Annotated in this window: 9 protein-coding genes; 4 read left to right on the top strand and 5 right to left on the bottom strand. The window is 51.1% G+C overall.

Annotated elements, in window-relative coordinates:
* Nucleotides 1-2: 2 nt before the first annotated feature.
* Together E7746_RS10385 and E7746_RS10380 are read right to left on the bottom strand one after the other, a co-directional pair.
* On the bottom strand, nt 3-2,534 hold the full coding sequence (locus tag E7746_RS10385) for an SLBB domain-containing protein (RefSeq protein WP_394347698.1): 2,532 nt from the start codon (nt 2,532-2,534) through the stop codon (nt 3-5).
* 18 nt (nt 2,535-2,552) lie between these two features.
* Complete coding sequence (locus tag E7746_RS10380) at nt 2,553-3,671, bottom strand: MraY family glycosyltransferase (RefSeq protein ID WP_136410732.1); 1,119 nt, start codon at nt 3,669-3,671, stop codon at nt 2,553-2,555.
* Nucleotides 3,672-4,078: 407 nt separating this feature from the next.
* Between E7746_RS10380 and E7746_RS10375 the strand changes: the two genes are divergently transcribed.
* Nucleotides 4,079-5,476, top strand: coding sequence for a C1 family peptidase (locus E7746_RS10375; RefSeq protein ID WP_123395729.1), 1,398 nt, complete (start codon nt 4,079-4,081; stop codon nt 5,474-5,476).
* A 6-nt stretch (nt 5,477-5,482) separates the two neighbouring features.
* Here E7746_RS10375 and priA read toward each other — a convergent pair whose 3' ends face one another.
* The gene (gene priA, locus E7746_RS10370) at nt 5,483-7,963 is read right to left on the bottom strand and encodes a replication restart helicase PriA (RefSeq protein WP_136410731.1); all 2,481 of its coding nucleotides are present in this window, start codon (nt 7,961-7,963) and stop codon (nt 5,483-5,485) included.
* Between the two features lie 105 nt (nt 7,964-8,068).
* Here priA and E7746_RS10365 point away from each other — a divergent pair, with 105 nt between their 5' ends.
* On the top strand, nt 8,069-9,145 hold the full coding sequence (locus tag E7746_RS10365; protein ID WP_136410730.1) for a C45 family peptidase: 1,077 nt from the start codon (nt 8,069-8,071) through the stop codon (nt 9,143-9,145).
* 10 nt (nt 9,146-9,155) lie between these two features.
* Nucleotides 9,156-9,527 (top strand): DMT family protein, encoded by a 372-nt coding sequence (locus E7746_RS10360; RefSeq protein WP_123395732.1) that lies wholly within the window; start codon nt 9,156-9,158, stop codon nt 9,525-9,527.
* On the opposite strand, the gene E7746_RS10355 is transcribed toward E7746_RS10360, so the two are convergent.
* Complete coding sequence (locus E7746_RS10355) at nt 9,517-10,017, bottom strand: hypothetical protein (protein ID WP_136410729.1); 501 nt, start codon at nt 10,015-10,017, stop codon at nt 9,517-9,519. The genes E7746_RS10360 and E7746_RS10355 overlap by 11 nt on opposite strands.
* A 72-nt stretch (nt 10,018-10,089) precedes the next feature.
* A complete protein-coding gene (locus tag E7746_RS10350) occupies nt 10,090-11,739 on the bottom strand; it encodes a fumarate hydratase (RefSeq protein WP_123395734.1) in 1,650 nt (549 codons plus the stop codon).
* 106 nt (nt 11,740-11,845) lie between these two features.
* On the opposite strand from E7746_RS10350, the gene E7746_RS10345 reads away from it, so the two are divergent.
* Nucleotides 11,846-13,561 (top strand): ArnT family glycosyltransferase, encoded by a 1,716-nt coding sequence (locus E7746_RS10345; protein WP_136410728.1) that lies wholly within the window; start codon nt 11,846-11,848, stop codon nt 13,559-13,561.

Genomic DNA, 13,561 nt, shown 5'->3' with positions numbered 1-13,561 from the left:
TATCATTTTAATAGGTTAGAGATGGTTGCCGCCATTGTTCCGAGTGAGGCAAATGAGGTTGCGAGGCCTATGAATTGAGCCCAGTTGAAGCCTTCTTTATCGGTCTTGGACGGAACTATGATTTGGCATCCCGGTTCGATGGGGGTACTTCCCTTGGCTTTAGCCACTGTTCCGTTCATATATACGATGAACACATTGTTCTTGCGTGCTCGCGAGCCGTATCCACCGGCTTGATCTATGTAGTGTTTAAGCTTTTTGCCTTTTTGGAACACCACCGTGTTGGGTAACATGACATCACCCGATATCTTCACGGTGTTTACAAGTTCAGGCACCATTATTTGGTCGCCTTCTTTCAATACGATATCATAGTCGCTTCCCGGCATGGCGAGTGCTTTTTCAAGTTCTATACCTACGCTGTAGGTGTTGCCCATCTGAAGCTTTGAAACGGATATTGAATCGGCTCCTTGGCTTTGCATAGCGAGTCGCATTGCCTCATCGCGGGCGGCAGCTTCATCTTCGGACATCTTTCGCATCAAGCGTGCTCCACGGGGATATGCATATTCTGTGATGCCTCCTGCACGGCGTATTACATCGCTAAGTCGTTCATTTTTGGATTGAAGCGTGTAGTTTCCGTCAAACACCACCTCTCCGTCAACCGATACTCTTCTTTGTGTCTGATAACCGGGGCTGCGGCGCACCTCAACTATGTCGTAGGGTTGCAATATGAAATCCTGCTTTCCGTCTACAACAAATCCGTCCTTGACTCCGAAGGTGAATATTTCGGCAGTCTGGCTTGTAGGTTCAAGTGTATCGGGATCAATTAAGCGGCGTGACACATCAATTCGTGCGGTTGATGCTCCGCGCAACAAACCGCCGGCTTGGATGATGAGGTCTTCGACTGTCATGTTGTCGGCAAACGGATATTGTCCGGGATTGGCTATTTGTCCTGCGATTGTCAGTTCGCCACGGTCCTGCAAATCCTGAATTGAAGGAATCAACAGTACATCGTTACGGCGAAGAGTTACATCGGGAGCCTTACCCGACATTATTGCTTCAAGGTTGAGCGGAAGAACTTCAAGCGACAGGTCGTCACCTTCGCGATATAAAATAGCGCGTGTGGTGAACGCATCCTCAAGTAATCCGTCGGCGTTGTTGATAAGATCCTTTATTGTGCGGAGTCCGGGAGCAATTGCGTATATTCCGGGACGGAATGTGGCGCCCTTGATTTCAACACGGTTGGCGAAACGGTCAAGAATCGTTCCTACTGTGATTTGGTCGCCGTCGTTAAGTTTATATGACGCAAAGTCGCCGTTTACTATGTTGTAGAGTTCGTTTTCGCGTCCTGTTTGGCGAGATAGTCTTACCTGTTCAGTGTAAGCGTCACCTGAAAATCCTCCGGCGTAGTCGATTAGTTCGGCCAGTGTTTCACCGGGTTTCATTTCATAGGACATCGGTCGTTTTACATTTCCGTTTATGGTTACGAGCTGTTCGTAGGGAGGAACGATTATAACATCGCCTTCCTGCAGACGAACGTTTCCGGTCTGCTTACCGTTAAAGAGGTACTCATAAACATCCACACCTACGAGGCGGCGACCGTCGCGAAGCACCTGGATGTTACGCATTGAACCTATGTCATTGATGCCTCCCGATTTGTACAGAGCGTGAAACACTGTAGAGAATGGTGACAGACGATAAGTACCCGGTATGGCTACTTCGCCCATTATGTCTACTTGTATGGTGCGGATGTTACCGAGTGTGACGGCTATTTCAGAGTCGGGCTGTTCGCCGCCGATTCCTGCATATTTTGACTGGAATGAGGAGCGGATGTGATTGCCGGCTTCCTCAATTGTCATTCCGCTTAGATATACCGGGCCTATCTGCGAAACCATTATGCTACCTTCGGGCGAAATGGACTGTCGTATATGGTCTTCGTTGGCTCCCCAAATGTCGATAACTACTTCATCGCCGGGACCGAGTCGATAGTTGCGGGGTGTTGCGACGTTTTCGTTAGGCTCGAATGAGAGGGCTTGATTATTGAACACTTCGTGACCGAAAATCGAACGAGGTTTATTTTCGTTTGCCTGGATTTCCAGGGCAATTTCATCGTATGGGGTAGGTAATTCTTCCGAAATGTTCCTATTGTAGGTTGATTCACCTCTTTGAACGCCTGTTTCATTCCTTTGAGTGCCTGATTCATGCTTTTGAATGTCTGATCTTCTCCTTTGAGGACCTGATTCCTGATCGGTGGTCTTGCGTTCACGAGTTGTTATCTCCTGTGCCGAATTGGTGGTCTGTGCGCCTTGCTCCGACTCAAAACGGGCTTTCAATCGTTCAACTTGATCCGAGGTAACTCCACGGGCAAGCAATTCCTTTCCTATTTGCTGCTGGGATTTTCCTTGGGCTGTAGCTTGTTTTACATACGAAATTACCTGCTCATCGGTCATTTTTGCTGACACATATTGTGGCATAGCCAGAAAAATGGCGAATAGCAGCGGGAGCAAACGTACAGCAGAGAATGCGTTTTTTCCTTTCATTACCTATTTCTTAGATTGTTATTTATTATTTTTTGCGTTATGTTTCTTTATTTGATTTGACAATATTATATTGGCTAATGTCCACACTATTATGTCGAGAAGCAAGAGTATGGTTATGTCGATGTAGCGTGACAGTAAGATGTTGACACAGTTAAACAGAAGTGCCACTGCCACTATTGTTACCATTGCAATACGCTGGGGCAACCCGAGTGCAAGTAACTTGTGGTGAATGTGGGTTTTGTCGGGTAGGAATGGTTTTCCGTGACTACGTACTCGATGAATGAATACTCGAGTAACATCGAAACAGGGAACGATGAGAGGCGACAACGCTAATATGAGCGGATTATTGCCGAATACCGGGTATCGGTCGGGTGACACCAACATAAGTTCGAGTCCGAGAAATGCTAAAAGCAAGCCGATTGTCAAACTGCCCGTGTCGCCCATGAAAATTTTTTGGCGGCGAGAAGGGTCACCGAATACGTTGAAGTAGAAGAACGGGACCAATACTCCAAGGCAGGCAAACGACAGCATGGCATAGGCGTGACGGCCTATCAGATGGAACATTACGCCGTAGGTGATGAAAGCGGCCGCTGAAAGACCTGATGCGAGTCCGTCGATACCGTCGATTAGGTTTATTGAGTTGATTACATAGACCATGATAAGGATTGTAAGGGGTATTCCCACCCAATCAGGAATCTCATGGATGCCAAACAATCCATAAAGGTTCTGTACCCAAAGGCCGCCAGCTATGACGAGGATGGAGCAGATTATCTGCACCACGAATTTTGCACGATAGCGAATTCCAATCAGGTCGTCGGCCATGCCTACTACATAGAGAAGAAAAAGAGCGCAAAATCCGAATGCCAATGACCGTGAGTTATAGGTCATAAGTCCAAGAAGCCGTGCGTCACCAAACAGAATGCTCATACCCAGCAGTAGTGATATGGAGAAACATATAACCGGGGTAAATGCTATTCCGCCGAGGCGTGGAACTGTGCCGTGATGGATTTTGCGTTCATCGGGTTCGTCGAAGAGATTCCTACGAAATGAAATTAGAAGAATCTGGGGTATAAGGAATCCCGCAAACGTTATACAAAGCAGAAATGCGATGGTTGAATTGAGTATCCAATAATCCATAGTTCTTAGCTAAGTGAATTTTTTATCTCCGAAAAGTTAAATTACGCCTATTAATTAATCGTTTACAATCAGGTGAGCCGCTCTCGCAGCGCACAAGACAACCATCGGAGCGCAATTTACAAAACTCCGATAATTCAAGAATCAACAATTGTTGATTGATTTCACATATATGATGCGTGTGAAACATCATTTCAGATAGTAAAAAAGTCTTTTTTAACAGTTACAAAGATAGTAACTTTTATCCACTACACCAAATGACATAAAGATATATTGGCCTATAGGCCTGCAATGAGGGTATTTAGAAGTGTTGATTTTGGTTTTATTGACGGTTATTTTATAAATTTGCGAATGGTGACACTCTGCGGTCATCTACAATCGATAGCCAATTACATTATGCAGTTATATATATGAATGGAAAAGTTTTGATAATGATGCTTCTGGCAGCCGGAGGCATCAATTTATGGGCTTCGGCGCCTAAGGGTGCGATTACTCCCGAGATGATGTCGGAGATACGCAGTGCCTATGAAGGTTCGTCGGCCGACAAGGCTATTCATAACGCAATAGCCAATAACGGGATTGACGAATTGGCGGTGAATGCGGCCAATAAAAACGGATTTGACACCAATTTTTCTCATCGCGTGAAAAGTAAAGGCATCACAAATCAGCGTTCGTCGGGTCGCTGCTGGTTGTTTACCGGGTTGAATGTGTTGCGTGCGCAGATGATGTCACAGCACAATCTACCCAAGCTTGAATTGTCGCAGAACTACAACTTTTTCTGGGATCAGCTTGAAAAGGCCAATCTTTTCCTGCAGGGGGTCATTGACACAAGCGACCGACCCATGGATGACAAGACCGTCGACTGGTTGTTTGCCAATCCGTTGAGCGACGGCGGGCAATACACCGGAATTTCCGAGAACATAATGAAGTATGGCGTTGTGCCGGTCGAGGTCATGGTCGACACCTATAGTGCAGCCAATACGAGCAAGATGCGCAATCTCATAAGTCTGCGCCTAAAGGAAGACGGTCTTGAGCTGCGTGACATGATTGCCGGCGGTGCCAAAAAAGGTGATGTGGAGAAGCGTAAGGTGGCTATGCTTGGCGAGGTTTACCGAATGTTAGTGCTGAATCTCGGCGAACCACCGGCCGAATTTACATGGACACGCAAGGATGAATCGGGCAAAATCATAGACACGCGCACCTATACACCGCAGTCGTTCTATGCCGAATATGCAGGTAACGACCTCAAAAATGATTACGTAATGCTCATGAACGATCCCACTCGCGAATATTATAAGGTGTATGAAATTGATTACGACCGACACAATTACGACGGTAAGAACTGGACCTATGTCAACCTCCCGATTGAAGATATAAAGGAGATGGCTATTGCATCGATAAAGGACAGCACCATGATGTACTTTTCGTGTGATGTGGGTAAGTTCATCGACCGTGAGCGCGGATTGCTCGATGTCGATAATTTCGACTATGAGTCGCTCTTCGGCGTTAAGTTCGGCATGGACAAGCGCCAACGCATACTCACTCATTCAAGCGCATCGTCACATGCCATGACGCTTATGGCCGTGGATCTCGATGAAAACGGAAAGCCGCGTAAATGGATGGTGGAGAACAGTTGGGGTCCCGGTGCCAATGACGGTCACCTGATAATGACCGACGACTGGTTCAATGAATACATGTTCCGACTTGTGGTGAACAAGAAGTATGTTCCCGAGAATGTGCTTGCTTTGCTGAAGCAGAAACCCGTCATGCTTCCCGCATGGGATCCGATGTTCAGCGAAGAGCAATAACGTGCGTTACATAGGGTCGACATCGTAGTACACGACCAACGACCTCAACGACTTATCGGCCATCTGCGCTTCATAAACGCTGCGCAGTATGGCCTTTACTTTGCTCATCGACGCCTGAATTTCAACCTTGAGCATAATCTTGCGTATATAGAGTGACTGTATTCGTGCGATGTGCGGTTCGTCGGGTCCGAGGATTCGATTACCGAAGAGGTGACGGAGTGTTTCGGCGTAACCTGCCGCCGCCTTTATGAGCAGATCTTCGTCACGGTGCTTCAGATAGATGTTGATGACGCGCGTAAACGGAGGATAGCCGTAACGCCTACGCTCTTCAAGTTCATGCTCGTAGAATCCCTCGTAGTTGTGTGCTTGGAGGTAGGACAATATAGGGTGGGCCGGTTGCGATGTCTGTACTATCACAAGGCCGCGCTTGTTGCGGCGTCCGGCTCGCCCTGCCACCTGTTCAAGCATGTTGAAGGCTCGTTCCGATGCGCGGAAGTCAGGAAAGTTTATAAGGTTGTCGGCGTTTAGGATTCCAACAAGGCTCACGCGCTCGAAGTCGAGCCCCTTGGTCACCATCTGTGTGCCTACCAGTATGTCGGCTTTACCGAGCGAAAAGTCATTTATTATATTGAGGTAGCTGTCCTTGTTGCGCGTTGTGTCGAGGTCCATGCGCATTATGCGTGCGCCGGGGAATGAGCTTTCGGCTATCTCCTCGATGCGCTCGGTGCCGTAGCCGTAGACCTCTATCGCAGGCTCCTTGCACGCCGGGCATATTGTAGGCAGCTTGTAGGTTGCGCCGCAATAGTGACACACCATCTCTCCGGCCTTGCGGTGATAGGTCAGCGACACATCGCAGTTCTGGCACTTGGGCACGTAACCGCATTGCTTGCACACGACTACGGGTGCGAAGCCTCGGCGGTTGTGAAACAGGATTACCTGTTCGCCACCTTTCACGGCCTCGCGTGACATCATGGCCAGCCGTGCGCTCATAGGGCCCGATATGCGTCCGCGTCGTCGCTCATCGTTGAGGTCGACAATCTCTATCAAAGGCAGTTGCACTCCTTCGTAACGCTCGCTTAGCGTGACAAGTCCGTAGCGGCCGTTAAGAGCCTTGTAATATGTTTCGATGGCCGGGGTTGCGCTTCCGAGCAGTGTTTTCGCTCCGTGCATCGAAGCGAGGACTATCGCGCAGTCACGCGCATTGTATCGCGGCGCGGGGTCGAATTGCTTGTAGCTTGACTCATGCTCCTCGTCGACGATGACAAGTCCGAGCCTTGAAAACGGCAGGAAAAGCGATGAGCGTGCACCGATTACAACGCATGGTGACGGGTCGTGCAGCATACGCTTCCAGATGTCGACGCGCTCGTTGTCGGAAAACTTGGAGTGGTATATGATCACTCGTTTGCCGAATACCTTCTGCAAGCGGCGTGTAAGCTGTGTGGTAAGTGCTATTTCGGGCACGAGGTATAACGCCTGCGAGCCTTTCTTGAGGATGTAGTCGATCAGGTGGATGTATATCTCGGTCTTGCCGCTCGATGTCACGCCATGGAGTAGGGTGACATTCTTGTCGATGAACATCCGATGGATGCTGTCGAGGGCCTCGGACTGTGGTGCGCTCAGTTTCGGGAGTTCGCCCTGCTCGGTTCCCGTGTAGTTGAAGCGGTTGATTTCGCGGGTGAAAATCTCCACGATGCCTTTCGACGCGAGTGCGGCAAGAATGGCCGGCGACAAACCGCTCTGTTCAAGCAGATGTTGCCGAGGAACCTCGGGCGGCAATTGCTGTTGCTGACGCTTGTTGAGGTTGTCGAGCAGGGTAATGAGCATCATCTCTTGCTTCTTCGCACCCTTGACAGCATCGAAAACCTTGTGCATCGCCTCGTTGTCGTTGCGGTCGACGGCCAGTCGAACCAGCGTTTCTTTCTTCGGGCGGTAACGCTCAATCAGCTTTTCGGCTATTATAAGCATGCGACGCTCTACCATCGACGATATGGTCGATTCAATCGAGTTGAGTCCTGTCTTCTTGCTTATCTCGGCGGGCGTCATTTTGCCGTTATGGTCGAGCGACTGCATTATTATAGCTTCGCGGTCGGTCATTCGGGCGTCGGGTATCTCCTCGTAGTCGGGATTCAGCTCGATGAATGTTTCGCTCTCGACCTTAAGTCCGGCCGGAACAGCAGCCTTGTAGACATCGCCGGCGGTGCAAAGGTAGTATTCAGCAATCCATTCCCACAGTTTCAGCTGCGGATGCTTCACCACCGGCCACGGGTCGAGAACCGATGATATGTCCTTGACCTCGAATTCCTCGGGAGCCACCGGCGTTATCGACTCGATGATTCCGGTGTAATACTTCTTCCGCCCGAAAGGCACGATGACGCGGTGTCCCACTGCGGCTTTCCCCTCCAGTGTCGTGGGAATGCTGTAGGTGAAGGTTCCGAAGAGCGGCAGAGGCAGTATCACCTCGGCATATAGACGGGCTTTGGATGGCATCGTTGTCGCGCGGTTATTGAAGTTTGAAAAGTAAAGTTACAAAAAAATGGGATATACTCGTCAAGTATTGCTAACTTTGTGGCGATGTAAACTTAATCTATCGTGATGCAACGACTATTATTCATCATTATATGCTTTGTCACGCTTGATTGCGCATGGCCGTGTACATCGGCAATAGTCAGCGGCAAGGTCACGGCCAACGGACGACCGATGTTGTGGAAACACCGTGACACCGGAACCGAGGACAACTTTGTGCAGCGCGTTGTGGCTGCCCGCCCCGGCGAGCTGGACTACGTGGCCCTGTTCAATGCCGGTGATTCGCTGCTTGCCGAAGCGTGGATAGGACTTAACTCGGCAGGATTTGCAGTCATGAATACTGCATCCTACAACCTTGTGCCCGACACGGCTGTGTATCGTGACCGCGAGGGTTATGTGATGACGCTTGCGCTGAAGCAGTGTCGCTCCCTTGCCGACTTTGAGATGCTTCTCGACACCTTGTCACGACCAATGGGTGTGCAGGCCAATTTCGGAGCTATAGATGCGTCGGGTGCCGGCGCTTATTATGAAACCTGCGACGACGGATATGTGAAGTATGACCTTGCCGATGCTCCCGACGGTGTGCTTGTACGCACCAACTATTCATGCTCGGGCGCTTCTGACACAGGATTCGGTTACATACGCGAAGCCAACGCTTGTCATCTGCTCAGCCCGTATGTCACTTCGGCAAGCGTGGAGCCTGCGACATTCACCGAAGTCCTGTCGAGGAGTTTTTATCACTCGATGCTTAAATGTGACGCTCTTGCCGGCGACCCGGAATGGATTATCGACCAGGATTTCATTCCGCGCAACTCGTCGAGCGCGTCGATCGTGGTCGAGGGTCTACTGCCGGGCGAGAGTCCCGAGAGTGCCGTCATGTGGTCGGCGGTGGGTTATCCTCCATGCTCCTACGTGCTGCCGGTGACGGTGGCCGATGTGCCCGAGGAGCTGCAGCCGTCACCTTCGACATGGCGCAGCAAGCTGTGTGACGATGTCGTGGCACGAAAGTGCAAGGTGTTTCCCGTTACGCGCGGCAGCGGAAGCCATTACATAAATGTGGAGGCACTCCGTCACTATAATGATTCGTGCCGACAGGTGAGCCTTGAAAATTATAGAATTAACAAAGAACTTTTGAATAGAAAATAGAGATAAAGAGATGAAAGCGGCGATATTGACTGTTGTATTTCTGATTGTTGCCAATGTATTCATGACATTTGCCTGGTACGGGCATCTTAAGCTCCAATCAACGGGAGTTTCATCCAATTGGCCTCTTTATACGGTGATATTGATAAGCTGGGGCATCGCACTGGTCGAGTATTGTTTTCAGGTTCCCGCCAACCGCATGGGATTTGACGGTAACGGCGGTCCCTATTCGCTGATTCAGCTGAAAGTGATGCAGGAGGCGATAACGCTCGTAGTGTTCACGATTTTCAGCGTGCTGATGTTTGAAGGGACGGTGATCAGGTGGAATCACATATTGGCCTTCCTGCTGCTGATTGCTGCTGTGTACCTTGTGTTTATGAAGTGACGGCGAGGTGGCGTGACGCCGCAGCCGACCATTGTCTTAGCCCTTCCTTTGAAGCAAACGAAGTGTAGGGCAGATAGAGTATGCGGTAACGCCCCGATGTGAGGCGGTACACCATTGCGTTGCGCGAGTAGGTGACGCACTTTATTTCGCTCCATGCAAGTGTAGCGGGGCGGGGAGCCGGAGTGTCCTCGTCGATGGGCTCGTAGGTCACCGTTATTCCGTTGTCGTCAAGCGTCAGCTTGTGCGACAGTATCGACATTCTTGACTCGGGTGACAGTGCGTGATAGAAGTAGACGATCATCATGATGGGCGGTATGACGACAAACACCATCATCAGCGCCACATAGACAAATTTCACATCGACCGTCAGTGCCAAGGCTATGCACGCCGCCACCGGCAGAGCTATGGCCCACCAGTTGCGCTTAATCCACATAGTCATGAGCGTGCGCATATAGGTCGATGTGCTCACCTTGAAAATCTCGGTTTCCATAATTATTTAATGAAGCGGCCTCGCCGGATTGGTTTCCGATGAGGCCGCTTTCGGTTATAAGGTTAATGGTGGTTACTTGCTTATCGGGCAGCCCTGGCAGCGTTCGGCTATCTGGGTGAAGAAGTCGTTGCCCTTGTCATCGACGAGGATGAATGCGGGGAAATTCTCCACTTCGATTTTCCAGATGGCTTCCATGCCGAGTTCGGGATATTCGAGGCACTCTACCTTCTTGATGCTGTCGTGAGCGAGGATTGCGGCGGGACCGCCGATGCTTCCGAGATAGAAGCCTCCGTGCTTGTGACATGCGTCGGTCACCTGCTTGCTGCGGTTACCCTTGGCTATCATCACCATCGAGCCGCCTGCAGCCTGGAACTGGTCGACATAGGAGTCCATTCGTCCTGCCGTAGTGGGGCCGAATGAGCCTGAAGGCATTCCTGCCGGAGTCTTGGCGGGACCTGCGTAGTAGATGGGGTGATCCTTCAGGTAGTCGGGCATGGGCTCTCCGCGGTCGAGGCGCTCCTTGATCTTGGCGTGAGCTATGTCGCGGCCCACGATGATTGTACCGTTGAGCGACAGGCGTGTCGACACGGGGTACTTGGTGAGCTCGGCGAGTATTTCGGGCATCGGGCGGTTGAGGTCGATTTTAACTACATCGCCTTCGCCCTGGTTGCGAAGTTCGGCGGGAATGAGTTCGCCGGGATTGGTGTCGAGTTTCTCGATCCACAATCCGTCCTTGTTGATTTTGGCTTTCACGTTACGGTCGGCCGAGCAGCTTACGCCGAGGCCCACGGGGCATGATGCGCCGTGACGGGGAAGACGGATGACGCGGATGTCGTGAGCGAAGTATTTGCCGCCAAACTGTGCGCCGAGGCCAATCTTCTGTGCCTCTTTTAACAGTGTCTGCTCAAGCTCTACATCGCGGAATGCGCGACCGTATTCGTTGCCCGTGGTGGGAAGGTTGTCGTAGTATTTTACCGAAGCCTTCTTAACTGTGGCAAGGTTCATTTCGGCCGATGTACCGCCGATTACGAATGCGATATGGTAGGGAGGACATGCTGCTGTTCCGAGCGACTTCATCTTCTCCACGAGGAAGGGAACGAGAGTCTTGGGATTAAGCAAGGCCTTGGTTTCCTGATAGAGATAGGTCTTGTTGGCCGAGCCGCCGCCTTTTGCCACGAAGAGGAATTTGTATTCGTTGCCGTTCACTGCATAGAGGTCGATCTGTGCCGGAAGGTTGCAGCCGGTGTTCACCTCGTCATACATGTTCAGGGGAGCATTCTGCGAGTAGCGCAGGTTGCAGCCGGTATAGGTGTCATATACACCGTGCGAGAGTTGCTCTTCGTCGTTGCCGCCGGTGTAAACGTTCTGGCCTTTCTTGCCGATTACGATTGCCGTACCGGTGTCCTGGCAGAAGGGAAGCTGTCCCTTTGATGCTATTTCGGCGTTGCGTAACATGGTGAGAGCCACAAACTTGTCGTTCTCGCTCGCTTCGGGGTCGCTGAGAATCTTGGCCACCATGGCGTTGTGCTCGCGACGAAGCATGAATGAGTTGTCGTGAGTGGCCTGGCGTGCAAGCACACGCAGTGCTTCAGGGTCGACTACGAGCATCTCGTGACCGCCCCAGTTCTCAACCTTGACATAGTCGGATGTCAGGTGATAGTACTCGGTAGTGTCGGGCGACATCGGGAATGGCTCCTGATATACAAAAGGTTTCTGTGCCATATTATATAAGTAATCTAAGGGGTTTTATATTGTGCAAATATAGTAATTCGGCATCTACAAAGCAAAAATATTTGCTACATTTGCACTTAAAACATTATTTTCAACCATGCTGCCTGTAGTGCATATCAATTCGCGTAATGCGTTCTGGTTTGTTGCGTTGATTGTCATCGCGACCCTGTTGCCTTTTCTCGGCGAAACAATGTTCAACTCCAAGGGTGAGCCGCGTGAGGCCATCGTGGCTGTGTCGATGCTCAATTCGGGCGACTGGATTCTGCCGGTGAGCAACGGCGACGTAATTCCCTACAAGCCGCCGTTCATGGCCTGGTGCATAGCGTTGTTCTCGCTCCTTGCAGGCCACGTGACCGAATACACCTCGCGACTGCCGTCGGCGCTTGCCTTGATTGTACTCGTACTGTGGAGCTACCGTTTTTTTGCCCGTAACTACAGCTGGTCGCGTGCATTCCTTTGCTCGGTTGTCACGCTCACCGCCTTTGAGGTTTACAGAGCGGGTTTTGCTTGCCGGGTCGACATGCTGCTTACGATGTTCATCGTGGGTGCGCTCTATTCGCTATACGGATATTGGCAGAACGGTTTCAAGCGTTTTCCGTGGCTTGCCGTGCTGATGATGAGCGGCGCCATGCTCACCAAAGGGCCTGTGGGAGTGTTGCTTCCCTGTGCCGTGGCGGGTGTGTTCATGCTGCTTCAGGGCGTGAACTTCGGCAAGGCTTTCATCAAGCTTCTGCTGCCGGCACTTGCCGCGCTTGTGTTGCCTGCCGTGTGGTATGTGGCGGCCTATCGCCAGGGTGGTGACGAATTCCTGAGGCTCGCCATGGAGGAGAATTTCGGACGATTCACCGGTACGATGAGCTACGACTCGCATGTGAAGCCCGTGTGGTACAACTTCATCACCGTCATCACGGGTTACGTGCCCTATACACTGCTCATTCTGTTGTCGCTGATTCCGTGGGGGCGTATAAATGCGTTGGATGGATTGCGCCGCAGCCGTGTGTCACGCTTGTGGAGCGACTTCAAGGCCATGGAGCCGGCACGAAAGTTTGCGCTCGTGTGCATTGTCGTCATCTTTGTGTTCTACTGCATTCCCAAGAGCAAGCGTAGTGTCTACCTGCTTCCCATATATCCCTTTATCGCGCTCTTCATCGCCGACTACATAACATATCTTGCACAACGGGGACACCGCGCGTTGAAAATCTATGCCGGGGTGATGGCTTCGATTGCGCTGGTAGCTTCATTGGTGTTCCTGGTGATTCAGTGCGGATGGTTCCCCTACGGAGTGCTGAAGGGTCGTCACGCACTCGACAATGCCATGATGATTACCGGTCTTGAGCAGTATGCGTCGCTTGCCAAGTGGCTTCTTGTCGAGTTGTCGGCCATAGCGGGAATCGTGGTGTTGTGGCGACTGCGCCGCCAGAGCGCGATATCATCGGCTCTCATGGCTATGGGCGTCACGGTGTCGATTTATTGGGCATTTGCCGGAGTGTACCAGCCCGCAATACTTAACGCCAAGAGCGACAAGCCGGTAGCCGAGGTGATAAACAGGCTGCAGCCCGAGGGCGATGTCTACGCCCACGTGTCGACCGACATGTTACGCTTCTTCACGGCCAACTACTATACCGGCGACCGCATAAAGCCCTTCGAGTCGGCCGAGCCCTCTTCGGGTTATCTGCTTATAGGTGTAGAAGACGCCCGCACATTCCTTCCGGAGCATGCCGATGACTATGACTTCTACATGGTGCGTCACTTCCGCAAGCGCAGTTGCGACACGCGTCAGCCGATGTTGTTGCTTAAATTCAGGGAAAAATAA

It is taken from the genome of Muribaculum gordoncarteri (genome assembly GCF_004803695.1).
GTDB classification, from domain to species: domain Bacteria; phylum Bacteroidota; class Bacteroidia; order Bacteroidales; family Muribaculaceae; genus Muribaculum; species Muribaculum gordoncarteri.
This window is presented reverse-complemented; position numbering and strand designations above follow the sequence as displayed.

Excerpts from the sequence above, each read along its gene's own strand:
- E7746_RS10350 (WP_123395734.1), bottom strand. The coding sequence starts at position 11,739 with ATGGCACAGAAACCTTTTGTATATCAGGAGCCATTCCCGATGTCGCCC.
- E7746_RS10380 (WP_136410732.1), bottom strand. The coding sequence starts at position 3,671 with ATGGATTATTGGATACTCAATTCAACCATCGCATTTCTGCTTTGTATA.
- priA (WP_136410731.1), bottom strand. The coding sequence starts at position 7,963 with ATGCCATCCAAAGCCCGTCTATATGCCGAGGTGATACTGCCTCTGCCG.
- E7746_RS10385 (WP_394347698.1), bottom strand. The coding sequence starts at position 2,534 with ATGAAAGGAAAAAACGCATTCTCTGCTGTACGTTTGCTCCCGCTGCTA.
- E7746_RS10365 (WP_136410730.1), top strand. The coding sequence starts at position 8,069 with ATGCAACGACTATTATTCATCATTATATGCTTTGTCACGCTTGATTGC.
- E7746_RS10355 (WP_136410729.1), bottom strand. The coding sequence starts at position 10,017 with ATGGAAACCGAGATTTTCAAGGTGAGCACATCGACCTATATGCGCACG.
- E7746_RS10360 (WP_123395732.1), top strand. The coding sequence starts at position 9,156 with ATGAAAGCGGCGATATTGACTGTTGTATTTCTGATTGTTGCCAATGTA.
- E7746_RS10375 (WP_123395729.1), top strand. The coding sequence starts at position 4,079 with ATGAATGGAAAAGTTTTGATAATGATGCTTCTGGCAGCCGGAGGCATC.
- E7746_RS10345 (WP_136410728.1), top strand. The coding sequence starts at position 11,846 with ATGCTGCCTGTAGTGCATATCAATTCGCGTAATGCGTTCTGGTTTGTT.